The sequence below is a fragment of the Bacillus sp. B-jedd genome, from assembly GCF_000821085.1.
GTDB lineage: Bacteria > Bacillota > Bacilli > Bacillales > Cytobacillaceae > Bacillus_D.
In genome coordinates this window covers 2,337,025-2,362,152 of record NZ_CCXR01000001.1, presented here as the reverse complement: position 1 = coordinate 2,362,152, position 25,128 = coordinate 2,337,025, and the positions used below count along the sequence as shown (strand labels likewise).

Below are 25,128 nucleotides of genomic sequence, written 5' to 3'. Positions count from 1 at the left end.
ACATTAATGAATAAAAATCAACTGACTAAAAACAGCTTTTCATCAAAATTATGCTATTTATCTAGTTAAGGAATATTTATGTATTTATTAATAATCCTGGGACTTTTGGCCTTTTCATGTGCTACATTTACGCTGAATACAAGAAATTGGAATATGGGGGGATAGCGAATGAAGAGGCAACAAACCGTTTATGAAGCTGCCCTGGACCGGGGGATTACAAGGCGGGATTTCCTGAAAACATGTACGGCCCTTGCCGCTGCGCTTGGCATTGATTACGCGAATTCCGGCCAAGTAGTTGAAGCAATGGAAACGAAAAAACGAGTTCCGGTCGTTTGGCTGCAATTTCAGGATTGTACCGGCTGTTCGGAGTCGTTCATCAGGTCATCGCAGCCAAGCACGGAGAGTGTATTGCTTGAAATGATTTCGCTTGAGTATTCGGAAGTGTTATCCGCGGCTTCCGGCCATCAGGTCGAAAGCGCTTTGCAGAGCGTTTTAAAGGACTATAAGGGAGAATACATCCTTGCGGTTGAAGGAAGCATTCCTGACGATTATGCTTTCATGACTGTTGGAGGAAGGTCGGGGAAAGAAATTCTTATTGAAGCAGCCAAAGATGCTTTGGCGGTTATTGCTTACGGATCCTGTTCTTCATGGGGAGGAATTGCCGCTGCCAAGCCTAATCCAACCGGGGCAAAACCAGTCACAGATTTTGTCAAAGACGTGCCAGTCATTCTTGTTCCAGGCTGTCCCCCAATTGCAGAAGTAATGACAGGAGTGATCGCGCATTTTATTACGTTTGGCAAGCTCCCTGAACTGGATCACCTTGGCAGGCCAAAAGCATTTTTCCGCCACAGAATTCATGATAAATGTAACCGCCGTGCATATTTTGATGCAGGGCTATTTGTAGAATCATTCGATGATGAAGGCGCGAAGCAGGGGTACTGTCTTTATAAAGTTGGCTGCAAAGGGCCGACAACATACAGCTCTTGCGCAGAAATGCGCTGGAATGGCGGTGTGAGCTATCCGATTCAATCAGGGAATCCTTGTATTGGATGTACTGAAAGCGCTTTCTGGGATAATGGTCCGTTTTTTACCCGCATGGCAAAGATCCCTGGCACGCAGACAACTATCAATCCGGACGAGGTTGGACTGGCGGCAATCGGGCTCACGACAGCAGGAATTGCTGTCCATGCAACTGGGACAGTCATCAAAAAGAAACTTGATGACAAAAAGGAGACCGAACATGAAGAAAAAAGAGGTGAAGAAGAATGAGCGAGCGGGTAATTGTTGATCCGATTACAAGAATTGAAGGCCATCTCCGGATTGAAGTGGATATTGACGAAAAAGGGGTCATTAAAGAAGGATACAGTTCCGGTACTTCCGTCAGGGGGATTGAACTGATTGTCAACGACCGTGATCCTCGTGATGTGTGGGCATTCGTTCAAAGAATATGCGGAGTATGCACAACGACCCATGCCCTCGCATCGATTCGCTCTGTTGAAGATGCTTTGGATATAAAGATACCGGTCAACGGACATTTAATCAGGAATATTATGAACGAAGCCCAATTCGTACACGACCACGTCGTCCACTTCTATCATCTTCATGCCCTCGATTGGGTCGACGTCGTCAGCTGTCTAAAGGCCAACCCTGAGGAAACATCCAAGATCGCACAGTCCATTTCCAGCTGGCCAAAATCTTCGCCAGGCTATTTCCTTGATGTACAAAGCAAAGTGAAGAGAATTGTCGAAAGTGGACAGTTAGGGATTTTTGCGAATGGTTACTGGGGCCATAAAGCTTATAAACTGCCACCTGAAGTGAATCTTCTTGCTGTCGCCCATTACCTTGAGGCGCTCGACTGGCAGAAAGAAATTGTCAAGATTCACACCATTTTTGGCGGGAAAAACCCTCATCCCCACTATGTCGTCGGCGGTATGGCAACGCCAATTGATATTGACAGCGATAATGGCATCCATGCCGAACGGCTCATGCACGTGTCGCGTATCATCGATGAAGCAAAGCAATTTGTCGAGCAAGTTTACATTCCCGACTTGATGGCGATAGGCTCATTTTATAAAGACTGGACATATGGCGGCGGGCTTAACAATTACCTTTGTTATGGAGATTTTTCGCCAACAGATATATATGACATCAAGAGTTACAGGATGCCGCGCGGAATCGTTCTGAACGGCAACATTCATGAAGTAATCGATGTTGATCTAAAAGACCCTGAGCACGTTCAGGAGTTCATTGATCATTCTTGGTACACGTATGATGGCAAAAAAGGTGCTGGCACTGGCAAACATCCTTTTGAGGGTGAAACTGCCCTCAATTATACAGGGCCAAAAGCCCCTTATAAGCAGCTTGATACAGACAAGGAATACACATGGCTAAAAGCGCCAAGATGGAAAGAACAGCCAATGGAAACAGGCCCGCTTGCAAGAATGATTGTTGGCTATGCGTCCGGAAAAGCAGAGATTGTCAGTATCGTAGATGAAACGCTGAAACAATTGGATCTCCCGCTAACTGCCCTCCAATCCGCACTTGGCAGAACAGTTTCGAGAGGATTGGAGACGAAGCTTATTGTTGGCTGGCTCCGCGATGATATGGATGCGCTTTTGAAAAATATTAAAGCTGGTAACCAGCAGACTTTCAATCGAATGAAATGGGACCCATCCTCCTGGCCTGAAAAAGCAAAGGGAGTCGGCTGGATGGAAGCGCCGCGTGGTGCACTTGGCCACTGGATTGAAATTGAAAATGGCAAAACGAAAAACTATCAGGCCGTCGTCCCTACAACATGGAACGCATCCCCGAAAGACCATAACGGCAAGGCGGGCGCCTATGAAGCCGCGCTGAAGGGAACCCCGCTCCTCGATAAGGAGAATCCACTCGAGATTCTCAGGATTATTCATTCCTTTGATCCATGCCTTGCGTGCGCGGTGCATTTGACGGATTTGGAAACGAATAAAACGACCGAAATCCGGTTGGGATAGGAGGGATTCCTATGGCGAATATCGTGCCAAACCAAAATAGCGAGTACGTGTATGAACCGGAAAAACCAGTTTTAAACAGTGAAGTATCTTTCCATCCTGAAAGGCCGATCGTCTATACCCCGATTGGCAATGAGCCTGTCAAGGTGTATGTATGGGAGCTGCCTGTTCGCATTTTTCACTGGGTGAACATGCTGGCGATCCTTCTCTTGATGGGAACAGGCATCTACATTGGTAAGCCTTTTGTGGCAGCCTCTATCCATGAGGAAGCCTATTATTCTTATTTGATGGGTTGGGCGAGATATATTCATTTCTTTTCTGCTTTCTTATTTACAGTAAATTTGATTTTCAGGCTTTACTGGGCATTCAGGGGAAATAAATTCGCGACGTCGAATCCATTCAGGCTGATATTTTGGAAAGAGACAGTTGAAACAGTCAAATTCTATTTGTTTCAAAAAAATAAAAAACCGCATTATGCAGGCCATAATCCGCTTGCCCAATTAAGCTACTGGATTTTTATCGGGCTCGGATCATGGATTGTCATGCTGACAGGTTTTTATATGTACTTTGAACCACAATTCAATTCGTTCTGGGGTTCATTATTTACATGGGTGGCTCATGTGTTTGGAGGAGACAGTTTCTCTGTCCGCTCTTGGCACCATCTTACAGCATGGGGATTCATGGTTTTTACAGTCATTCATGTGTATATGGCTTTCCGGGACGATTATCTGGAGCGAAACGGTTCGGTGTCATCGATGATTACCGGCTATAAAGTTGAACCTAAAAAAGTGGTTGGTGGAAAAAATGAAAAATAAAAAAATCACAATTCTTGGGATCGGCAACACCCTCTTCTCGGATGAGGGTGTTGGCATCCATGTTTTGCCCTTGCTGCAAGAAATGCTTAGCGACGTGGACGACATAGATATCGTTGAAGGCCTCACCGACGGAATGAAGCTTCTCGGTCCGGTGGAGGAAGCGGAGAATCTTTTAATCATTGATGCGATCAACGCTGGCAAGCCGGGTGGGGAGATTGTTGTCCTAGACGGAGAGGAAGTCCCCGCCTATTTCGGCATAAAAATGTCTGTCCACCAGCTTGGCTTTCAGGAAGTGTTATTTGCAGCAAAATTACGCGACCGCTACCCAAAGAATATTGCCATGATTGGCATGCAGCCAACGTCGCTGCAACTCGGGATCGGCTTGACTGAACAGAATCTAAGCATGGTTCCAAAGCTGCTTGAGGCGATCGAAGAGCAGATTGAAAAATGGAGGGATTCGGCATGAAACGGGTTGAGTTTATCAAGGCACTTGGCGTTAGCCTGTTTGATACCGTGCATTCAATATACGAACCTATCCTGGAGGATGAAGCCGATAAAGTTGATGAAGCAGTTGCAAAAATTATCGGGATACACTGGCTGCCAGTCTTTTTAGCGAACCATCAAGATGCCATTTTAGAGATGAACTATCTCCGTGGAAAGCCTGTCATTCTATCTGGGAATATACCGGAGTTAAAGGCATTCAGCGGGATTTGTCCCGATTGCTCAAATATTATGACGTTAACCCCGCTCCATTCAACAGTGAAGTGTCTTTATTGTGGGACGGAATATAATTTTCTAACACGCGAAGGGGAACTATCCCTTTCCCGGTTGCCTGTTAAGAAAAAAGAAGAGATCTGGTACATCGGCTTCCCTCATGTGAAAGAGAGGGCTGATATTTTTGCATGAAATGGCATTGATGGCTGATATTATCCAGCTTGTAATAGAAGATGCGCATACGAAAGGTTTAAACAAAATAAATCAGATTGAGCTTGTAGTAGGTGAAATAGCAAGTGCGATGCCAGATGCATTGACGATGGCGTTTTCAATTTACAAGGAGCAAAGCCCGGAATTGTTTGAAACTGAAGCTAACCTTGTAATTCACCATGAAGCGGCACTTGCGGAGTGCATCCTCTGCGGCCTTCGTTACAAGCCTAGCTTTAAAGTGGCGCTTTGCCCTTCCTGCCGGGCACCTTCCGGCAAAATCATCGCAGGGGAAGCATTCCAGGTTCTTTCTTATGAAGGAGGATAACAACGTGAAGATAGCATTAAAAACTGATGTTCTTTCAAACAACAACAAAGCGGCGGAATTCAACCGCTCTGTTTTCGAGGAAACAAAAACACTTGTCATCAATCTGATGAGTTCCCCTGGCGCGGGAAAAACAACGTTACTCGAAGAAACGGTCAGGGAGCTTTCCGAGAAGTTTCGTATCGCGGTCATTGAAGGCGACCTTGCAACTGAAAAGGATGCGGACAGAATCAGAGCCTTGGGAGCTAAAGCTGTTCAAATCAATACACATGGGGGCTGTCACCTTGATGCAAGAATGATTGCCGCTGCTCTCGGTGAGTTTGATCTGGATGAAGTGGATATTTTATTTATTGAAAATGTCGGCAACCTTGTCTGCCCATCAGGCTACGACCTTGGGCAGCAGCATAAAGTCACAGTGCTAAGCATCCCGGAAGGAAACGACAAAATCCCCAAATATCCACTGATGTTTTTGCGAACTGAGCTTGTCCTCTTGAATAAAATGGATTTACTGCCTTACCTTGATTTTAAGGTGGACGAAGCCATCCGTGACCTTGCCGAGATTAACCCGAGTTCGGTCTTAATCCCTGTATCAGCAAGGACAGGTGAAGGCTTGCACGACTGGTTCACCTGGCTTGAAGGGGCATACGGACAATGCGCGCCGCAGTAAAGATTGCCGTCAGGGGAAGAGTCCAGGGAGTCGGATTCAGGCCGTTCATTTTTCAGCTTGCCGAAAAGTATGCGATGTCCGGCACCGTCCAGAATAATATGGATGGCGTGAAAATCCATCTTGAAGGAAATGCGGAACACTTACAAGAGTTCCTAAGTGAATTGCGGACAAATGCCCCGCGGCTGTCTAAAATCACTGAGGTGATCATCAGCCCCGCGGAAGTAATGGGAATTTCAGAGTTTACGATTATTCCAAGTGAACGGGAAGGCGCGTCGATGCTCGTCATTCCGATCGACGCCAATGTCTGTCCCGAATGCCTTGAAGAGATGAAAGATCCCGGGGATTTTCGTTATAATTACCCTTTTATTAACTGCACACAATGCGGGCCGAGATACACAATTATTTCCGAACTTCCATATGACAGGCCTTACACATCAATGAAAGAATTTCCGATGTGCCCAGTGTGCCGGAAAGAGTATGAAGACCCGTTAAACCGACGTCATCATGCCCAGCCGATTGCCTGCCCAAAGTGCGGTCCATCACTCTTTCTTTATAACGAGGAAGGAGAAATGGTAAAAGCCGATTCGCTTGTCCAAGAAGCAGCCAATTTATTGGATTCAGGAAAGATTCTCGCCATTAAAGGGTTAGGAGGCTATCATCTTTGCTGTGATGCCCGGAATGAAGAAACAGTCGCGAGACTAAGAAATAGAAAGAACAGGCCAAGTCGGCCGCTTGCAGTCATGGCTGCGGACTTTCGAGAAACCGATGCCATTGCCAACGTAATGAGAGAAGAGAGGGAGCTTTTGACATCCCCCGAAGCGCCAATCGTCATAGTCCCTAAAAGCTTGGAGTACAATCTCGCTGCAAGTATCGCGCCTGAGATGGAGACAATTGGGGTGATGCTTCCTTATACACCTCTGCACCATCTCTTGTTCCACCATACGAAAGCACGAACGCTTGTGATGACGAGTGCCAATCCTTCGGGGTTGCCGATATTGTACAAAGATGATGAGGCATTCACGTATTTAAAAGGGATTGCCGATTACTACCTAATGCATAACCGGGAAATCCTTCACCCTGTCGATGACTCGGTCGTACAAATCAATGCTGGGAAACCTGATTTTTTAAGGAGATCCCGGGGGTACGTACCCGACCCATTCGTGACTGGCGGTGATGTTTCCGGAATTGTCGCCTTTGGCGGCCAGCAAAAAAACACGTTTACGATTGGCCGTTTTAACCAAGCATTTACCGGTCCGCATATCGGTGACATCGAAAACATACAAACCGAAGCTCATTTCAAAACAGAACTCGAGCATCTATTAAAGTGGGTTGATATTGAAAAAGAGGCGGCTGCAGTCGACATACATCCGGGTTATCAGACTAGGAATATACCAAAAGATTACGGATTTAAAGAAACAATAGAGGTACAGCATCATCATGCCCATTTTGCAGGCTGCCTTGAAGAATATGGCTTTGACGGCGATGCATTCGGGATCATTCTTGACGGAACGGGCTATGGGACGGACGGGAAAGTTTGGGGGTTCGAGTTGTTCTTCGGGAATAAGGCGGATTACCAGCGCCTCGGTCATTTACGCTATACTCCTTTGCCAGGGGGAGAAGCGTGCATTAAACAGCCGTGGCGAACAGCTGCAGCTATGTTGATGCACCTTCTTGGTTCCGAAGGTCATAAGCTGGCGGATCGGTTGTTTCCACATCATAAGGAAGAAACGGCTGTTTTAGGCAAAATGATCGAGAAAAATCTTAATACTGTTTATGCGGGAACATGCGGACGGCTGTTTGATACGGTCAGTGCGATTTGTCGACTTATCGATGTTTCTACCTATGATGGCGAAGCAGCCATCCTGTTGGCAGAGCTTGCAGACCCGGAAGTTGTTTATGAGCCTTACAAGTTTATTATTCATGAGGATTCAGAGCTTCAGGAAATAGATTTTACCGAAATGCTTAAAACAATCTCACACGATGTGTTACACGGTGCAGACAGAAATGAGATAAGCGGCAGATTCCATGAAACGATTGTTCAGGCAATTTTAACTGCATTGTTGAAATTGAAAGATCGGTTCCCTTCTGTCCGGACAGTTGCCCTTTCGGGGGGAAGCCTGCATAACCGCTATTTGCGCAAAAGGCTCTCCAGTGAGCTTGAGAACAAGGGATTTACGGTATTCGTACCAACCAAGCTTCCATGCAGTGACGGTGGATTATCATATGGGCAGCTAGTGGCTGTCGCGGCCAAGAGGAGGTCTCGCCAATGTGTGTCGGCGTTCCGGCAAAAGTAATCGAAAAAATGGAGTATAGCGCCAAGGTTGATGTGATGGGTTCCATGCTGACTGTCGGCATTATTTTCGTTCCCGAAGTCGAAGTTGACGATTTTGTCATCGTACATGCCGGTCAGGCAATGAGCATTGTTGATGAGAAATATGCAAGCGAAAGCGTCGCGGAATGGAGGAAGCTCATCCATGCTCGAAATTCTGAAGCAATCAAATAATCCCGCCATATGCAGGCCGCTTGTCGAAGCAGTTTTGGACAAAGCGAAAGAGTTTCAGCAGCTTTATGGGCGGAAGCCTGCTTTCATGGAGGTGTGCGGTTCCCATACGATGTCACTGGCAAGGACAGGCGTGAAACAAAGGCTAAAGGAGGCAGTCAATCTGATTTCCGGCCCTGGCTGCCCAGTCTGTGTGACCGACCAGAAATCAATTGATGCGATGATTGACCTATCTGAAAGAGAGGACCTGATCATCTGCACATTCGGGGATATGATGCGGGTACCGGGCACGAAAAGAACGCTTCAAGATGCGAAGATAGCCGGCAAGGATATCCGGATCCTCTATTCACCTATTGACGCTGTAAGGATTGCGGAAGAAAATCCTGAAAAAGAAGTCGTCTTTCTTGGAGTTGGATTTGAAACGACGATTCCGGTCCTCACTCTCATGGTAGGTGAAGCAGAAAAGCGGGGAGTCGAAAACTTTTCAATATGGATGACTACGAAACTGGTAGAACCGATCTTGCGTGCTTTACTCGATTCTGGGGAAGTCGCACTTGATGGTTTTCTTTTGCCTGGCCATGTATCAATTGTGCTTGGTGAAGAATCATATCGGTATCTTGCTGAGGATTACGATATTTCGGGGGTCATAGCTGGCTTTGAGACCGCGGAGCTTTTGCACGGAATTTACAAACTGATTGACCTTGCGATTCAAAATAAAAAAGAAATCGTGAATAATCATCCAGCTATTGTTACTAAAAAAGGAAATGTAGTTGCGCAACAGTGGATGGACAAGTATTTACAGCGTTGTGATGAAGCGTGGCGAGGGATTGGCATCATTCCAGACAGCGGCCTTGATTTCAAGCCTGAGTACAGCAATTTCAATGCGAAAAATAGGTTTGTTGTTGAAGTGGGGGAACCCCGGAAGACGAAATGCCGCTGTGGCGAAATTATTAAAGGACTGATCCAACCCGACCAATGCCCGCTGTTTGGAAAAGCATGCAAACCGGCCAATCCAGTCGGGCCATGCATGGTTTCAGCGGAAGGGAGCTGTTCCGCATACTATCAATATATGATGGAGGGAAGCGAATGGTAAAAGTGATCAGCCTTGCCCATGGCGACGGAGGTGAGTTGAGCCACAGGCTTATCCGTGATGTATTTGCGGAAAGCTTTGGCCATTCCGGAGCATTATTCGATTCTGCTTCTTTAAATCTGCCTGGAACCCGAATCGCTGTAACAACGGATACATTCGTGATAAAGCCTATTTTCTTCCCGGGCGGAACAATCGGGAAACTGGCAGTGGCGGGAACAGTCAATGACCTTTCTGTCAGCGGGGCAAAACCGCTCTATTTAACGTGTGGCTTTGTGATTGAAGAAGGATTTCCTCTAAATGACTTGAAAAAAATCGTTGCCGATATGAAATCGGAAGCAGACGACGTCGGTGTCAAGATTATCGCAGGGGATACAAAGGTTGTTGAGCGGGGCAGTGCAGATGGAGTGTATATCAATACGACCGGCATAGGGGTTTATGAAGAAGGCAGGGGCTGCAGTTATCGATTTGAAGCTGGGGATGTTGTAATTGTCACCGGGACGGTTGGTGATCATGGGGTTGCCGTACTAGCCGCCCGAGGTGATCTGGGGATAGAGGCTCATCTTGTTAGTGATTGCGCTTCGCTGGACAAAATGCTATCTGCTGTTTTGGAAGAATGTGGCGGCGTCCGCATTATGCGGGACCCTACCCGTGGGGGCCTTGCAACCACACTTGTGGAAATAGCTGAAGATTTTTCTATAACAATCAAGCTGAAGGAAGAAACGATTCCTGTAAAAGATGTCGTCCATGGTGTTTGTGACCTTGTCGGATTCGATCCTCTTTATCTCGCAAATGAAGGAAAAGCGATTATCATAGCTGCAAAAGATAATGCCTGGCAAGTGCTTGATATTATTCGTTCTTTTCCAGAGGGAGGTGAAGCGGCAATAATTGGCTCAATAGTGGGGCTGGAGCGAGGTCAGCTTCTGTTGGAAACGCCGTTAGGCTCTAAACGGATTCTCAACCGGCTGACAGGAACGATGGTTCCGAGGATATGTTAGATAATTTCCCCAAGGGCAATTAAAACATATAAAGATAACTTCCTCTTTCTAACGCTGCAGCTGGTTTATTTAGCTTTTTAGCGGAATTCCTCATAATGATGCAGTCTATCGATTATGTATTTGAGAAAAATTAATTAAACAGGTTTATCCAGACCCAGATGTGGTAATAGACAATATCAGGGTCTGTTTTTATTTCCAGATACATATAATTGATATTATTAGAGAGAATGGTAGAGAGGGGATTTTGAGATGTTTAAAAAGGTTTGCACTGACTGCCGGAAGCCTTCCTTCAGTAGTTGCGATACTGGAAATTGGCTTTGCCCGGTATGTGGGAAGGATATTTCCCATTTGAAATTGCAGGCACCGGAAGATCGGTCGAAAAAATTACAGATGATTTCTCAACTTGGAGGACAGCAAATCAAACACAAAAGTGAACATCAATTTGTGTAAAAGCATAAAAATTGGAAAAAAGTCAGGAATCTGTGCATAATCAGACACATTTCGAGCGGTACATAAGGTATAATATAAACAAACGGGTGAAAAAGAGGATTGATATTTTGTTATTTAAAAGCCTGGAGTTCAAAAATGCTGTTGGACAGAAGGTTAAAGTAATCGATATTCCTGTATTGGAGGAAGGTAATCCTTATAGTTTCATGATCCGATTCCGTTTGCAAACATTCATGACTTCGATTTATGCTGAAAAGCAGCCCAAAAAGTGTTATTCCTTCCGGGAATACTTGAAGAGAGCCTTGAAATGGCCTGATTATGAACAGCTTTACCACACAGCGGAATTGAAAAATAACGCTTAATGCTTGGGTACCGGGAAGCCGGTACTCTTTTTATTTCTTCCCCCGCGCGAAATCTGTATAATAGAAGGCAAGTGTATATTAGCAGGGAAGTGATTATTTTGGCAAAAATTAAAATTGTAACTGATTCGACTTCGGACATGCCGAAAGAATTGATAGAAAAATACGGCATCGAAATCGTGCCGCTATCCATTACGGTCGGGGGAGAAACTTATACCGACGGGGTGGATATCAGTCCTGTGCAGTTTTTAGGAAAAATGAAACAAACTCCTGAGCTGCCGAAAAGCTCCCAGCCGTCAACCGGTGCTTTTCTCGAGGTATATGACAGACTTGGCAATGAAGGCTATGATGTATTGTCAATTCATATGACAGGAAAAATGAGCGGAACGGTGCGTTCAGCCGAAAGTGCGGCCCAGATGACAGCAGCGAAGGTAACAGTTGTTGATTCTAAATTCATTTCAAAGGCTCTCGGCTTTCAGGTTAAGGAAGCGGCCATCATGGCGAATGAAGGAAAATCCATGGACGAGATTCTTGCCCGCCTAAAAGCAATCCAGGAAAACTCAAGGCTATATATTATGGTCGATACCCTTGAAAACCTCGTCAAAGGCGGCAGGATCGGAAAAGGACGGGCCTTCCTCGGATCCTTATTAAACATTAAGCCAATCGCATCCCTTGAAGGGGCGGAGTACAATCCGGTCACAAAGGTGCGCAGCCATACTCAGGTTGTTAAATTCCTGGCAAAACAATTTGCAGAAGATGTAGCAGGAAAAACAATCAAGGGAGTCGGCATCGCCCATGCGGGTGCCATCGACCTCGCTGAAAAGATCAAAGAAAACATATATGAACTGACCGGCTACGAAGGCGTTGAAACGGATTATACCAATTCAACCGTCAGTACCCATACCGGACCCGGCGCAATAGCGCTCATGTATTATTTTGAATAAGCTCGAGGAACCGGAAAAGCCGGTTCTTTCTTTTGCAAAAGCACAAGGAAAGCAGGCAAAAATCTTTCTTCTTACTTGCATGTTTGTTAAACTTATCACGAATATACGTTAGAAAAGAGACGGTGAATTCATTGAAAATCAAAGCGTTACTTTTGGCCATGGCAGCAGTCGTACTTGTCCTTTCAGCTTGCGGGCCTAAAGAGATAAAGGGTGCCAAAAATTGGCCAGTAGAAGACTTTACATTCACGAACCAGGATAATAAGCAATTCGGCTTAAAGGATCTCGAAGGCAAGGTCTGGATGGCTGACTTCATCTTTACAAACTGCGAAACCGTCTGCCCGCCGATGACAGCCAATATGGCGGAAATCCAGGAAATGGCTGCTGAAGAAGGAATTAAAAACATTGAATTTGTTTCTTTTAGTGTCGATCCTGAAGGGGATACACCGGAAGCCCTCAAAGAATATGGGACCAAATTCGATGCCGACCTTAAAAATTGGAACTTCCTGACCGGGTATGAACAGGAAGAGATTGAAGAATTCGCAGTCAAGTACTTTAAAACTCCTGTAGCCATGCCGAAAGAAGGCGACCAGGTGGTCCATGGAACAAGTTTCTTCCTCGTAGGCAAGGATGGCAAGATCAAGACGTACTATTCCGGGGTTAGCAATGTTCCTTATGATGATATCATCAAAGATATCAAAACCCTCCAATAGGCCCTTTCGAGGGCTTTTTTCTTTGCACTTATTCACGGCCAATAACAAATTATTATATTATAATTATTATAGAAGGGGGAGTGGGACTGATGTGGAAAAAGATCGCATTGCTTTTAAGCGCCACGGTGCTTCTTGTATCGTGCCAGCCAAAGAAACCGGAGAGCCAGCCGGCAAAAAAAACAAAAGTGGAAGAAGCGAAGTCCATTCCTGTGGATTTCTTGCCGCGTGATCTTACTGTGACGGCACTCGGTGACTCCCTTACAGAGGGAATTGGCGATAGTACCGACACAGGCGGATACTTGCGATACCTGGAAGCAGAATTTGAAAAGGAAAAAGGCATTGAAAATGCGGTAGTAAATAATTTTGGCAAAAAAGGAACAAGGAGCGACCAGCTCTTAAACCGCCTCAAAAACAAGGAGGTTGTTTCTGCTATAGAACAATCGGACATGGTACTCATCACGATTGGCGGAAACGATGTCATGAAGGTCGCAAGGCAGAATATCCTTAATATGCAATACGAGCGTTTTGCAAAAGAAAAAGAATTCTATAGTGCCAGACTTGAAAAAATCATGGCGTTAATAAAGAAGGAAAATCCGGAAGCAGTGATTGTCCTCATTGGCATTTACAACCCATTCCTGCAATGGTTTCCCGATGTGGAGGAGCTTGACCAGATTGTATCCGACTGGAATGAAGCCGGAAGATCGGTGATTGCTCAATTCCCAGATGCTTATTTCGTTAACATAGATGATATTTTTACTGACCTGCAGGTGAATTTGCTGTTTGATGACCAGTTTCATCCCAACGATAAAGGGTATCAATTAATTGCAGAACGAGTATATAAAACACTTGGAGAAGAAGCCCTGCCGGCGGTTGCGGGATATACGCACGCGGAGGGTGATAAGGAGAATCGAGAATGAAAAACCGTTGGAAAGCAGCATTTTTTATCTTATTGGGAGTTGTAGTCGCCGCTCTTGCGACGCTGATCATCCTGGCGGCCATTCCACCTGATGGATCCAAGCAGAAAAGAATTGGAGTGAAGGAAGACGGGCGGGTTGCCTTTAATATTCGGACGAATAAGGATGATGTCAATAAACTCGTCAATTATTATTTGGAAAAGGAAGTTTCCGAAAACCCGGTCAATTACCGTGTCGAGGTGAAGGATGAGGTAGAACTGTATGGTACGGTGCCATTCTTCAGCCAGGAGTTAAATATGAAATTGACTTTTGTTCCGGAAGCCCAGAAAAACGGCGATTTGCTACTGAGGCAGAAATCGATCTCTGTCGGCCAGCTGCATTTGCCTGTGCCATATGTCCTAGATTTCATCCGCAAGAATTATGAATTGCCAAGAGGGGTAGAAATCCTTCCGGACGAACGGCAAATTTATATTCATATGGATAAGCTTAAGCTGAAAAGTGACGCAAAGCTAAAAGCGAATTCTTTTGACTTGGAAAAGGATAATATCTCATTTACACTACTTGTCCCAGTAAAATAACCGAGTGCCCTGACAGAGGGCACTCATTTTAATTTTATGGCCGCTTTTTCGAATTTTTGCCCATCATCTATCAAGCAAAGGAAATAAGCAGTACTTTCATTAAAAGAACATTGATGCATTGGCAGGAGTATATCCTTCGTTCCGGCTTTTCTTGCTTCCAGATTGAAGGTCACGGGCGAAAGGGGAAGGAAGGGAGTGGCTGACAAGTAGTTTACGGAAGGGAAGATGACATCTCCCTTATGGACTGATAGATCAACTGTCCCAAGCCTTGGGGCGAGGTGAAGAAAACGGGCCGCGGCTTCTCCTGTCGGCACGGAAAAATCAAAATTGTATTTTCTGATATCGATTTTTTTGCCGACACCGGTAACCGCTATGAAAAGCTTTTCTTCACTAAGGATATTCATCACTGCCGAGGTGAGCAATTGGCCATTCTTATATAGGTCAATTTGGCATCTTCCAAGCGGGAATGCAGCTGGGGCACTTAGGAGCTTGTAAGTTAGCCCCTTGAAAATTCGCAGCCCGTTTATAAAAACGTCGATTTTGCCAAGTGAGGGATGGCAATGAAAAATCCATCCGGTTCCTTTTAAGGAATCCACCCCATATAAACAATCTACCGGTGTAATTTGCGTGTTCATGGCAGCCCTCCTGCTCATTGTTTGATGTAAATGTATGAATCTCCCATTCCGTTATGCAAAATAATGAAAAAATATTCGTTTACTTTTTCGGCTTAAATGAATATACTGAATTTATCAAACAAAAAGGCGGGTGAAGTGTAATGAGAAAAATGAGCATTGTTTTGATTGTCGCTGACTCTTACGCCACCCGTACGGACATTTAGGAAAACAGGGACCAGTCTGTCCATTTCCCAAATGATGAACCACGGGTGCGCGCGCCTGTGGTTTATTTATTTTTTGGGAGGAAAAGAATTTGAATTTAAAGATGATTGGTCTAAAGGAAGAAATGAATAGTGAACTGTCAAAGTTTCCGGGAAAGGATTATATTCTTGGAAGGGTGGCGCTTGAACATAAACATATGTATAGAGTATGGACCGAGGAACTGGAATTACTTTGCGAAGTATCCGGAAAACTTGCTTTTTCCGCCAGCAGCAGAGAAGATTTTCCGGCCGTAGGGGATTGGGTCGTCCTATCGGCGAGAGGAGCTGAAGGAAAGGGAACCATTCATGGTATCATACCGAGGTTCAGCAAATTTTCAAGGAAAGCTGCGGGTGAGACAGCAGAGGAGCAAATTGTCGCGGCCAATATTGATACTGTATTCCTCGTAAACAGCCTAAATGACGATTTAAATTTACGCCGGATTGAGCGTTATTTATTGCTTGCCTGGGAAAGTGGAGCGAACCCGGTCATCATTTTGAGCAAAGCAGACCTTTGCGGAGATGTTGCCAGAAAAGTTTCCGAAGTGGAAACAGTGGCACCAGGCGTACCGATTATTGCCGTCAGCGCAGAAATGAATGAAGGGCTTGAAAAGCTGAAACCTTATCTGGAGCCGGGAAAAACTGTCGCGCTTCTTGGGTCGTCAGGAGTTGGTAAATCCACCTTGACCAATACACTGCTTGGAGAAAACAAACAGGAAGTTAAACAAATCCGTGAAGATGATGACAAGGGCCGCCATACAACAACTCACCGTGAATTGATCCTTTTGCCGAACGGGGCTGTATTGATTGATACGCCGGGAATGCGTGAGCTTCAGCTTTGGGAAAGCCAGGATGGACTGTCGGAAGCTTTCGGGGATATTGAGGAATTCTCGGCTTCGTGCCGATTCCGTGATTGCAGCCATGCGGATGAGCCAGGCTGTGCCGTCCAGGAAGCGATTGAAGATGGAACATTGGCAGAGGGTCGGCTTGCAAACTATAATAAGCTTCAACGTGAACTAGCTTACATTGAACGGAAAGCAGATAAGCGGGCTCAGTCCGAGGAGAAAAAGCAATGGAAATCGATCCACAAGCAGATGAGAAAGATTAAAAAGTAAAGAAGAGAGCCTGGCAGCAGGCTCTTTTTGCTTGCAAAAATCATCTTGTTTTGTAATACTGCGATTGTTCAGTATTATTTCTATAGTTATTACCTAGAGGATATTGGGAATAGGAAAGAGGAAGACTTTTAAAAGAAGAAATGTCCACTAATAGCGGAAAGGATGATCGGCATGGGAATTTTCAAAAATTTGTTTGGTAAGAAGGAAGAAGTGAAAGAGGTAGAATTGGTCGCGCCTTTGACAGGAATGGCGACACAGCTGGAGAATGTTGACGATCCGGTATTTGCCCAAAAAATGATGGGGGATGGCCTTGCAATTGAACCTTCTGAAGGTGTCGTTGTAGCCCCTGTGGATGGAGAGATCATTCAAGTCTTTCCTACGAAACATGCTGTTGGCATCAAAGCGGAGAACGGGGCGGAAATCCTCATTCATATCGGACTCGAAACAGTCGGTATGAAAGGCGAAGGCTTTACAGCGCATGTCATGGAAGGGGACAAAATCAGGAAAGGTGACAAGCTTGTGACGTTTGATATGTCGATGGTCACAGAAAAAGCGAAAAGCACCGTGACGCCACTGATTATTACAAACAGCGACGCGATGGAAGTTGAAGTGCTCGCTTCCGGAAATGTCGAAAGAGGCACAACACCGTTTTTAAAAGTCACCGCGAAATAAAAAACCGCCAAACGGCGGTTTTTTATTTTCCCTTTAGGGGCTGATTCCCTTTATTCGCCATTCCTCCGGACAGGATGAATTTCATCGCCTCTTCCGGCTTCACATCGATGATTTCCAGCTGGTCTTTGGGAATCAGGAAAGTGAATCCGGCGACCTGAAACGTCTGAGGTACATAAACCGCCACACTATCCTTTAAAGGACTATAAAAAACATCAAGGTTTTCCGAGGTGATGAAACCAAGGCTTCTCATCTCTGTCCCCGGAATCGTAACGAGAGCCACTTTTGAAAAAGATTTTTTCTCCCCCAAAAACGATTGGACCGTATCCTTGATCACAGAGTAGACCGTTTTAACAACAGGAATCTTCTCAAGCAGCCGATCAATCAGCTCGATCAGTTTCCCGGTAATATACTTTGTCGAGAGATAACCTAGAAATGTAATTAGGACGATGGTCAGAAGCAGTCCGATTCCCGGAATATAATCGTTCTTCATAAACGGCCTAAGGACATTGCCAAGCAGGCTGTCCAGGAAGACGAAGGTTTTATAAATGACATAAATAACAATGATGATAGGGACGATGGTGATAATCCCATTAATAAAATTTCTCAACAGTGACTTCATTCTTTTTCTCCAACTATATTTTTCTCCATTATAGCCTTCCAAAGTTGTTTTTGAAACAATTAATCAGATTTCTCGGTGATGATGCCCTTGATGAAAATGGAAGGTGCTATGCCGCTGTCGGATGGATGAGTCGCCTTTCCGCTATGCACGAATCTGATCAAATGTGAGCCATCCTTAAGGGAAGAAGCGACATAAATGGTCCTTTCCTTCTTAAATGGCCACCAGGTTGTCAGAGACCCGGCCGGCTTGCCATCTATAAAAACATCAATCAGCGCTCCGGCTGGCACACGGTCCAATTTATAACCGACCATTGTCCCTGTAAAGCTGAATTCGAGGAAAGCCCCTTTTTCATTCGCAAAAAAGCCCTTGCCTTTCTTCGAAAAGCCTTTCATCGCCGAGGGATTGGCGTTGACCACGTAATCGTTGGCAAGCCCTTCATGCATCGGGGCAGGTAATGGCAGAGGAGGATGATCCTTTTCCATTTCGAGCCTGGTCACTGTTTTCAAAATTTCTTCGGCATATAATTGATAACCTTGCTGGTTTGGATGGATGCCATCCTTCGTCAGCTGCGCTGCTGTGAGGCTTGAGGCCGCAAAAGGTATTCTCATATCAATATTGGCAGCACCGTAGCGCGCTGAAACATCTTGAATTACCTTAGCAAAATCTTCATTCTTCAGGCAGCTTTCAGTAAAGGTGAAAAGCGCCGCTGTGGGATGGTCCAGCTTTACCTGCCTGATCAATTTTTCGTAAAAGAAAGCAAATTGTCCGGCGTCCATATATTTTCGATCGTTCTCACCGAATACAATAATGACAAGATCGACTTGAACATTCGGTTTTTCCTGCCCATATTTCATGATGCCTTCAAAAGCGGTAGCACCGCTCTGAACAATACTGAAGCGGCTTCCTCCAGAACCATAAATATCTTTTAATCGTCTTTCAAACTGGGAAAACCAAGTTCCATTTCTCGCTTCAGCGCCGGACCCCCTGCCAATACTGTCGCCAATGACAAGATAATTGTAATTCTCCCCATTATTCAGCTTATTAAAAAACCCCTCGGTTGCAGGCCGGCTGCCTTTAGCAAAAGTAAATTGGTTGATGAAAAGAAACAGAACTATGACACCTGCTAAGCCGCCGTATAGAATTTTAGGAAATGGCTTCTTCATTTATTACACCCTGTCGTTGTCATGATATTGTTAGTTTAACGTAATCTAAATGAAATAAAATCTGATAAATTACCTATTTTTTGTCTTTGTGTTCAGATAGAGCGATATAACGAACAATATTAATATTAATTCGACAAGGGCTTTAGCCCAGGGCGGTAAATGCAGGTTCTGACTGGCAAGGATATTATTATGAGAACAGGGCAAAAGGCGGCTAAAAAAATAGCCTGTCTTCGTAAAAAGCAGACAGCCGCTGGACATCCCAGCGGTTTTTGTAATTATGTAATATTGACGCATCGTTGATTTTTGGTATGATAATGATATTTTCAACTCGGATTTTGAAAGCGAGAAAAAGGCATAAGACAAATGCCTATTGCTGAAATACACTAGCAAGGAGGAATGGCAATGAGGAAATCATTCTATCATTTCCTTATGAAATACAGGCATCCGAAACCTCCAGATGAAATCAGCCATTTTGCAAATGCGGCTTTCCATGATCACGGGTTTCCCAAAACCTCGGAGGATTACGAAGAAATCAGCCTTTATTTGGAATTAAATGCGGATTATATGAAATCGATGGCTGTCTTCGATGAAGCCTGGTAAGAATACTTGCAGTCAGAGCAATTATGAATAGTGGAAAACCTTTCCTGAAGCTGGAAAGGTTTTTTTCTTTTTTGCATCGTGTGCGGATAAACACCATGAGCATATACTATTGTAATCATTCGGTTACAGGGGGTGAAACAGATGGAGAAGAGGAAAAAACCGAAGTATTCAATAGGCGATACGGTTGTCATCCTTATGTATGGTACTGTTGGAAAAGTGACGGATATCCAGTGGATTGGCGGCCAGTATGCCTACGAAATCAATAACAGTGAGGGTTTATATATTGAATCCTCGCTCCAGCTGCTTTCGGAGTACGATGGCACCCCGGTAGAGCAGGAACATCTTGATATAGAATATAAATTTTTCTTCGGGGATCTTGTCCAGGTAAAAGGGTATGGAAATGACCTATTTAAGGTTGTTGGCGTCAGGACAGAAATCTGGCGCTATAAAGAGGATGCCTGGGAAGATATCATTTACGAGCTCGCGAGGGTAAAAGACGGGGAGTGGCTTGAAGCCGGAGAGGAAGAATTGACGTTGCTTGCGGATGCTGAACATGCGGACACATTTATTAAGAAACTTGGTTTTCTCTCGGTTATCGGTAAAACTGAAAAACCAACCCAGCAGCTGGCAGAAAGCCAATCCAATAAAAATGCCGAAGCCAGGGAACTTGAAAAAAGGAAGGAAAAAAAGGAGTTGGTTGACAGGCTCCTCGATATTTATAATGACTACAGGATTATGCACCAACTATTTGGAGACCTTGAGTACGAGCAAGTCATGGAAGTTGTGTTAAAAAAACTTCAGGAAATTCACAAAAATGATGGCAAAAAACACGTTTGAGTTATTCACCACATAACATCCTTCGGATCGTGTATCGGAAAACGACAAAAGAAATCCGTATCCCTTCCTGCTTTCCACATTTGTAACTCTCCGGGAAAACACCCATGTAATTCGTGGCATTAGCTTGACATTAAGCATGAAAAACAATCACGCTTCATACATTTTGTAAAAAGGAGGCGGCGCGAATGAAAGAAATTGAAGTCATTATAGATACCGAGGAAATAGCAGAGTTTTTCTTTCATGAGCTTACCAAAAGAGGCTATGTGCCAACAGAAAATGAGCTTGAGGAACTAGCCGATATAACCTTTGATTACCTCCTTGACAAATGCATTATTGACGAGGAAAGCTGATAGTTGTTATTTAGCGGCCTAGAGGCATGGGCCGTATTTTTTTGCAAAATTGCACCTGAAATATATGAGTGAATTGAAACATTTTATCATTTCCACCGTATACATATCAATCGCACTCGAGAATGGTTTTGACATAGATATCTTTAAATAATGAGGAGGAAAATGAATGTCTTTTTTTAACAAGTTTTTAGCGAGTGTTGGTATAGGAAGCACAAAAGTCGATACGAAGCTGGAGAAGGATACATTTGCCCCAGGAGATACCGTTTCAGGGGTTGTTGAAGTATCCGGCGGCAGTGTTGACCAGGAAGTGGATGCTATTTATTTAAGCCTCAATACAGTCTACCTGAAAGAGTCTGATGACCGGAAGTATAGTGTCAACACAGCGATTGAAAGGATTAAAATTACCGAGCCTTTCAGAATTCTCGCTGGGGAAAAGAAGCAAATTCCGTTTTCCTGGAAATTGCCTTGGGATACCCCAATCTCAATAGGGAGATCAAAAGTATGGATTTCAACAGGGCTTGATATAAAAAACGCGGTAGATCCTACCGACACTGATTATATTCGAATCGTACCGACAGAAGGAATGGCTTCTATTTTAAAGGCGGTGGAGGAACTGGGTTTCCGCCTCAGGGAAGCAGATTGTGAACAGGCGTCATATAGAATCAGGCGCAGGCTACCGTTTGTTCAGGAATTCGAATATGTGCCGGTTTCAGGATTGTTCAGAAGCAAACTGGATGAACTGGAAGTCGTCATGTTTCCTTCGGCGAGTGGAGAAACAGAAGTTCTTATGCAAGTCGACAGGCGTGCCCGGGGTATAAGCGGGCTGTTATCCGAAGCGCTGTCGACCGATGAATCCAATGTGAAAGTACTCGTAACGACAAGTGATCAAAAAATTGTCAAACAGCAATTGAAAGAAGTTATTGAACGATACTCCTAATGGTTGAATGGAGCAGGATTCCTGCTCCATTTTCAGGTGTTTTTTCTTTTTTTCGCTGAAAAATCTTTTGCATGTGCTTCATGCTCGGCAACAATTTGCTCCGGTGGAATGTGATTGTTCTTTTTCGGAGCATTGATGCGGTTCCGATGCTTTTTTCCCATTTTCCAACCTCCTCGTCTGAATTTCAATTAACCATGCTCTTTGCCGATAAAAAGCAAAACAATCTTGTCTGCTTTTCCGTTAGTATTCTCAAGCAAACATTTTAATATTATTTCCGATTATGGTATGATTAGGAAGGTGGTTAGACATCTTACTTTTGGATACAAGGAGGATTACAAATGAGTATTCATATAGGTGCAAAAGAAAATGAAATAGCTGAAATAGTCCTATTGCCAGGCGACCCGCTTCGTGCCAAATACATAGCGGAAAATTTCCTTGAGGATGCGAAGTGCTATAATGAGGTCCGCAACATGTTCGGATATACAGGAACGTATAGGGGCAAAAGAGTTTCGGTACAGGGAACTGGAATGGGGATTCCTTCGATTTCAATTTATGTGAATGAACTGCTTGCGGAATACGGAGTCAAAACACTGATCAGGGTAGGGACATGCGGTGCGATCCAAAAAGATGTGAAGGTACGCGATGTCATCCTTGCCATGACAGCTTCGACTGATTCCCAAATGAACCGCCTGACTTTTGGCGGAATTGATTATGCTCCCGCAGCTAATTTCGAATTACTGAAGAATGCTTATGAAGCCGGTATCGAAAAAGGATTAAATTTAAAAGTTGGCAACGTTTTTACTGCTGACCTATTTTACAACGACAATGCCGATCACGAAAAGCTCGCCCAGTATCAAATCCTTGCTTTGGAAATGGAAACGACGGCACTTTACACACTGGCAGCCAAATACAGCAGAAGGGCACTTTCCGTTTTGACAGTAAGTGACCATATCCTAACAGGTGAAGTAACGACTTCCGAAGAGCGCCAGCTTACTTTTAATGATATGATAGAGGTAGCATTGGAAGCGGCAATTAAAGAATGACATAACACTTGACATTTAAGGCTCTCTCCATTGGAAAGAGCCTTTCTCCATTTTATTTAACATATTTCCAGGATTACATGGCTTTATTGTCCGAGAAAATCGGTTTCCATCCTTGCCCTCAACAAAAAGGAGCCTTATACTACTAACAGACAGCAAAATATCTTATAAATCGACATGGGTGGTTTATGTGAAAAAAACATTTCTAATTCTAGGCTGCACTTTTATGCTTGCAGGCTGCAGCGAGATGGACTCCTTTATGAAAAAAGTATCCTTCCTAAAAGATAAATTCAATACACAAAATGAAGTGAAGAAACAGGAAGCAGCGGACGGGCAGGATGGGCAGGGCGGCCAAAATGAAAACGATGGAGCTAGGCCGAGTCTAAAAGCGGTCTACTTTAATCAGGTGGCCGAAACGAATGGCAAGAAAGAAATCCTTAATCCGGATAATATTCTGGCACTTGTGAATAAGGAATATTCCCTTTCCAGTACTTATAAGCCAAAAGATTTAATGAAACCAGATGTTGCCTTTTCTTTTGGAGACCAGGATGTGGAAAAGAGCCTAATCAGGAAAGAAGCTGGACAAGCCCTCGAACAAATGTTCAGGAGTGCCGCAGAAGAGAACTTAGAATTATATGCAATTTCGGGCTACCGCTCCTATACGAGGCAAAAATCGCTATTTGATGCCGAGGTAAGAAAATCTGGTACTGAAAAAGCTGCCCAGGCAGTGGCTATTCCTGGACAAAGTGAACATCAGACAGGGCTGACGATGGATATTGCGAGCAAATCCACAAACTTGAACTTAACGGAAGAGTTCGGTGAAACACCAGAAGGGAAATGGCTAGCGGAAAATGCCCATAAGTATGGATTCATTCTCCGATATCCGAAAGGAAAAGAATCCATTACCGGTTATCAGTATGAGCCGTGGCACTTCAGGTATGTCGGGGTGGAAGCGGCAAAAACAATTTTTGAAAATGAATGGACATTGGAAGAATTCTTTAAGGAAGTGGAGAAAATATAAAGGAACCGTCATTGGTTCCTTTTTCTTTTGGTAATCGGTCAAATTAAACTATTCACGAAGTTTTCTTTGTCCATCCTTTTAAAAAGATGGTATTCTAGATTGTAAGGAAAAAATGACTTTATTAAACGGTAGAAGGTGAAAGCTGTGGATGAACAGAATCATGTAGAGGAACAGGAGCAGAAAATAGAGCAGGAGCCTAAAAAACAGCCTCCTCAAGTAAGGATGAAGAGATTTAATTTTATTTTGCTTCTTGTCATCCTTGTTTTTTTATCAGTTGGAATAACAGCTTTTGCTCTATCCTTTGGCAAAGAAACACATCCGGTCGTCATTGGCGGAAACGGAGACCGGGAAGAATTCCAAAAGCTGTATAAGGCCTACGATATATTGAAGAAAGGCTATTATGAAGATCTCGATGAAAGCAAAGTCATTAACGGGGCTATCAACGGCATGGTCCAATCGCTCAATGACCCATATTCAGCCTATATGGATGAAGAAGCCGCGAAGCAATTCCACCACAGTGTCTCCTCCTCGTTTGAAGGCATAGGGGCAGAAATCCAGGAGAAGGATGGCCATATCGTCATTGTTTCCCCACTTAAAGGATCTCCAGCTGAAAAAGCGGGCCTGAAACCTAAAGATGTTGTTCTCATGGTTGATGGGAAAAGTATACAAGGAATGTCTTCAACTGAAGCAGTCATGCTGATCAGGGGAGAAAAGGGCACAAAGGTAGAACTGACCATCCAAAGGCCTGGGGTTGAAGGAACAATCAAGATTCCAATTATCCGTGACGAAATCCCGGTGGAGACAGTCCACGGAGAGATGATTGGTGACGGAATCGCCAAAGTCCAAATCACCACTTTTTCGACCAATTCATCCAAGGAATTGGCCGATAAATTAAATGAGTTGCAGAAAAAAGGTATGAAGGGGCTAGTCCTTGATTTACGCCAAAATCCTGGAGGCCTGCTTGACCAGGCAGTTGCCATATCGAGCATGTTCGTTCCTGAAGGAAAAATTCTTTTCAAGGTTGAAGACCGGAATGGCAACATAAAAGAATATAAGTCGGAACATAAGGGAAATGCCGATTTCCCACTAGTCGTCCTGATTGACAGCGGAAGTGCGAGTGCATCCGAAATATTGGCTGGCGCAGTAAAAGAATCGGCTGATGTTCCGCTCGTCGGCCAGAAGTCTTTCGGGAAAGGCACTGTCCAAACCGCCCAGGATTTCCCGGACGGATCGAACGTCAAATTCACCACTGCAAAATGGCTGACACCAAAAGGAAATTGGATCCATAAAAAAGGGATCGAGCCAGATTACAAAGTAGACTTGCCAGATTATTATAATCTTCCTTACTTGGATCCAAAGCTTGATTTGAAGCAAGGAACTTCATCGAACGAGGTAAAAACCGCCCAGCAGATGCTTTCAGCGCTTGGTTATAATCCTGGAAGGACAGACGGTTTTTACGATGATCAAACAGTGGAACAGGTGAAGAAATTCCAGGCTGCCAATAATCTTCCGCAATCAGGAGTTTTCACAGGAAAGACAACAGAAAAGGTCATCGAAAAGCTTCAGGAAAAAATCATGAAGGATGATCCCCAGTTGGCGAAAGCAGTAGAAGTTTTGAAAAAAGAAATGAAATAATACGAACCCCCGGCAG

Annotated in this window: 29 protein-coding genes; 25 read left to right on the top strand and 4 right to left on the bottom strand. The window is 44.4% G+C overall.

Features of this window, described 5'->3' with window-relative positions:
- Positions 1-168: 168 nt before the first annotated feature.
- From BN1002_RS11620 to BN1002_RS11540, 16 genes are all read left to right on the top strand, one after another.
- Positions 169-1,269, top strand: a complete 1,101-nt coding sequence (locus tag BN1002_RS11620) for a hydrogenase small subunit (protein ID WP_048825177.1) — start codon at positions 169-171, stop codon at positions 1,267-1,269.
- On the top strand, positions 1,266-2,990 hold the full coding sequence (locus BN1002_RS11615; protein ID WP_048825176.1) for a nickel-dependent hydrogenase large subunit: 1,725 nt from the start codon (positions 1,266-1,268) through the stop codon (positions 2,988-2,990). Before BN1002_RS11620 ends, BN1002_RS11615 begins: the two co-directional genes overlap by 4 nt.
- Positions 2,991-3,001: 11 nt before the next feature.
- The gene (gene cybH / locus BN1002_RS11610) at positions 3,002-3,802 is read left to right on the top strand and encodes a Ni/Fe-hydrogenase, b-type cytochrome subunit (protein ID WP_082036215.1); all 801 of its coding nucleotides are present in this window, start codon (positions 3,002-3,004) and stop codon (positions 3,800-3,802) included.
- Positions 3,792-4,268: a HyaD/HybD family hydrogenase maturation endopeptidase gene (locus tag BN1002_RS11605; protein ID WP_048825175.1), complete on the top strand. Its 477-nt coding sequence runs from the start codon at positions 3,792-3,794 to the stop codon at positions 4,266-4,268. Before cybH ends, BN1002_RS11605 begins: the two co-directional genes overlap by 11 nt.
- Complete coding sequence (locus tag BN1002_RS11600; protein WP_048825174.1) at positions 4,265-4,708, top strand: IBR domain-containing protein; 444 nt, start codon at positions 4,265-4,267, stop codon at positions 4,706-4,708. The genes BN1002_RS11605 and BN1002_RS11600 overlap by 4 nt, the downstream gene beginning before the upstream one ends.
- Position 4,709: 1 nt before the next feature.
- Entirely contained in the window at positions 4,710-5,051 is a 342-nt protein-coding gene (locus tag BN1002_RS11595; RefSeq protein ID WP_231575105.1) for a hydrogenase maturation nickel metallochaperone HypA, read from the top strand.
- A gap of 4 nt (positions 5,052-5,055) precedes the next feature.
- The gene (hypB, locus tag BN1002_RS11590; protein ID WP_048825172.1) at positions 5,056-5,715 is read left to right on the top strand and encodes a hydrogenase nickel incorporation protein HypB; all 660 of its coding nucleotides are present in this window, start codon (positions 5,056-5,058) and stop codon (positions 5,713-5,715) included.
- Complete coding sequence (gene hypF / locus BN1002_RS11585) at positions 5,700-8,009, top strand: carbamoyltransferase HypF (protein WP_048825171.1); 2,310 nt, start codon at positions 5,700-5,702, stop codon at positions 8,007-8,009. Before hypB ends, hypF begins: the two co-directional genes overlap by 16 nt.
- Entirely contained in the window at positions 7,982-8,218 is a 237-nt protein-coding gene (locus BN1002_RS11580; protein ID WP_048825170.1) for a HypC/HybG/HupF family hydrogenase formation chaperone, read from the top strand. Before hypF ends, BN1002_RS11580 begins: the two co-directional genes overlap by 28 nt.
- Positions 8,190-9,308, top strand: a complete 1,119-nt coding sequence (hypD, locus tag BN1002_RS11575; protein WP_048825169.1) for a hydrogenase formation protein HypD — start codon at positions 8,190-8,192, stop codon at positions 9,306-9,308. Before BN1002_RS11580 ends, hypD begins: the two co-directional genes overlap by 29 nt.
- Positions 9,302-10,300, top strand: coding sequence for a hydrogenase expression/formation protein HypE (hypE, locus tag BN1002_RS11570; RefSeq protein ID WP_048825168.1), 999 nt, complete (start codon positions 9,302-9,304; stop codon positions 10,298-10,300). Before hypD ends, hypE begins: the two co-directional genes overlap by 7 nt.
- 557 nt (positions 10,301-10,857) lie before the next feature.
- Positions 10,858-11,109, top strand: coding sequence for a YpmP family protein (locus tag BN1002_RS11560; protein ID WP_048825166.1), 252 nt, complete (start codon positions 10,858-10,860; stop codon positions 11,107-11,109).
- Positions 11,110-11,207: 98 nt separating this feature from the next.
- Positions 11,208-12,050 carry a DegV family protein gene (locus tag BN1002_RS11555; RefSeq protein ID WP_048825165.1) on the top strand — a complete coding sequence of 281 codons (843 nt, stop codon included), beginning with the start codon at positions 11,208-11,210 and terminating at the stop codon, positions 12,048-12,050.
- A gap of 137 nt (positions 12,051-12,187) precedes the next feature.
- Positions 12,188-12,760, top strand: coding sequence for an SCO family protein (locus BN1002_RS11550; protein ID WP_048827911.1), 573 nt, complete (start codon positions 12,188-12,190; stop codon positions 12,758-12,760).
- Between the two features lie 89 nt (positions 12,761-12,849).
- The gene (locus BN1002_RS11545) at positions 12,850-13,677 is read left to right on the top strand and encodes an SGNH/GDSL hydrolase family protein (RefSeq protein WP_052445637.1); all 828 of its coding nucleotides are present in this window, start codon (positions 12,850-12,852) and stop codon (positions 13,675-13,677) included.
- Complete coding sequence (locus tag BN1002_RS11540) at positions 13,674-14,252, top strand: YpmS family protein (RefSeq protein ID WP_048825164.1); 579 nt, start codon at positions 13,674-13,676, stop codon at positions 14,250-14,252. Before BN1002_RS11545 ends, BN1002_RS11540 begins: the two co-directional genes overlap by 4 nt.
- A 23-nt stretch (positions 14,253-14,275) precedes the next feature.
- On the opposite strand, the gene BN1002_RS11535 is transcribed toward BN1002_RS11540, so the two are convergent.
- Positions 14,276-14,887: a DUF4397 domain-containing protein gene (locus BN1002_RS11535; protein ID WP_048825163.1), complete on the bottom strand. Its 612-nt coding sequence runs from the start codon at positions 14,885-14,887 to the stop codon at positions 14,276-14,278.
- 304 nt (positions 14,888-15,191) lie between these two features.
- Here BN1002_RS11535 and rsgA point away from each other — a divergent pair, with 304 nt between their 5' ends.
- Both rsgA and BN1002_RS11525 read left to right on the top strand, forming a co-directional pair.
- On the top strand, positions 15,192-16,238 hold the full coding sequence (gene rsgA / locus BN1002_RS11530) for a ribosome small subunit-dependent GTPase A (protein WP_048827909.1): 1,047 nt from the start codon (positions 15,192-15,194) through the stop codon (positions 16,236-16,238).
- Positions 16,239-16,415: 177 nt separating this feature from the next.
- Positions 16,416-16,910, top strand: coding sequence for a PTS sugar transporter subunit IIA (locus BN1002_RS11525; RefSeq protein ID WP_048827908.1), 495 nt, complete (start codon positions 16,416-16,418; stop codon positions 16,908-16,910).
- Positions 16,911-16,932: 22 nt separating this feature from the next.
- Here BN1002_RS11525 and BN1002_RS11520 read toward each other — a convergent pair whose 3' ends face one another.
- Both BN1002_RS11520 and BN1002_RS11515 read right to left on the bottom strand, forming a co-directional pair.
- Complete coding sequence (locus BN1002_RS11520; protein ID WP_048825162.1) at positions 16,933-17,529, bottom strand: DUF502 domain-containing protein; 597 nt, start codon at positions 17,527-17,529, stop codon at positions 16,933-16,935.
- Positions 17,530-17,588: 59 nt separating this feature from the next.
- The gene (locus tag BN1002_RS11515) at positions 17,589-18,692 is read right to left on the bottom strand and encodes an SGNH/GDSL hydrolase family protein (RefSeq protein WP_048825161.1); all 1,104 of its coding nucleotides are present in this window, start codon (positions 18,690-18,692) and stop codon (positions 17,589-17,591) included.
- Positions 18,693-19,094: 402 nt separating this feature from the next.
- Between BN1002_RS11515 and BN1002_RS11510 the strand changes: the two genes are divergently transcribed.
- The 4 genes from BN1002_RS11510 to BN1002_RS11500 all read left to right on the top strand — a co-directional run bounded on the left by BN1002_RS11510 (position 19,095) and on the right by BN1002_RS11500 (position 21,416).
- Positions 19,095-19,292 (top strand): YozE family protein, encoded by a 198-nt coding sequence (locus BN1002_RS11510; RefSeq protein ID WP_048825160.1) that lies wholly within the window; start codon positions 19,095-19,097, stop codon positions 19,290-19,292.
- Between the two features lie 141 nt (positions 19,293-19,433).
- Positions 19,434-20,129 (top strand): hypothetical protein, encoded by a 696-nt coding sequence (locus tag BN1002_RS11505; protein WP_048825159.1) that lies wholly within the window; start codon positions 19,434-19,436, stop codon positions 20,127-20,129.
- A gap of 185 nt (positions 20,130-20,314) precedes the next feature.
- A complete protein-coding gene (locus BN1002_RS23290) occupies positions 20,315-20,479 on the top strand; it encodes a YozD family protein (RefSeq protein WP_082036213.1) in 165 nt (54 codons plus the stop codon).
- Between the two features lie 166 nt (positions 20,480-20,645).
- Positions 20,646-21,416, top strand: a complete 771-nt coding sequence (locus BN1002_RS11500) for a sporulation protein (RefSeq protein WP_048825158.1) — start codon at positions 20,646-20,648, stop codon at positions 21,414-21,416.
- A gap of 32 nt (positions 21,417-21,448) precedes the next feature.
- On the opposite strand, the gene BN1002_RS24365 is transcribed toward BN1002_RS11500, so the two are convergent.
- Positions 21,449-21,577 carry a hypothetical protein gene (locus BN1002_RS24365; RefSeq protein ID WP_269429797.1) on the bottom strand — a complete coding sequence of 43 codons (129 nt, stop codon included), beginning with the start codon at positions 21,575-21,577 and terminating at the stop codon, positions 21,449-21,451.
- A 177-nt stretch (positions 21,578-21,754) separates the two neighbouring features.
- On the opposite strand from BN1002_RS24365, the gene deoD reads away from it, so the two are divergent.
- The 3 genes from deoD to BN1002_RS11485 all read left to right on the top strand — a co-directional run bounded on the left by deoD (position 21,755) and on the right by BN1002_RS11485 (position 25,112).
- Positions 21,755-22,459 (top strand): purine-nucleoside phosphorylase, encoded by a 705-nt coding sequence (gene deoD, locus BN1002_RS11495; RefSeq protein ID WP_048825157.1) that lies wholly within the window; start codon positions 21,755-21,757, stop codon positions 22,457-22,459.
- Between the two features lie 187 nt (positions 22,460-22,646).
- Entirely contained in the window at positions 22,647-23,477 is an 831-nt protein-coding gene (locus tag BN1002_RS11490) for a D-alanyl-D-alanine carboxypeptidase family protein (protein WP_048825156.1), read from the top strand.
- 222 nt (positions 23,478-23,699) lie between these two features.
- A complete protein-coding gene (locus BN1002_RS11485; RefSeq protein WP_082036375.1) occupies positions 23,700-25,112 on the top strand; it encodes a lmo1851 family serine protease in 1,413 nt (470 codons plus the stop codon).
- Positions 25,113-25,128 lie beyond the last annotated feature (16 nt).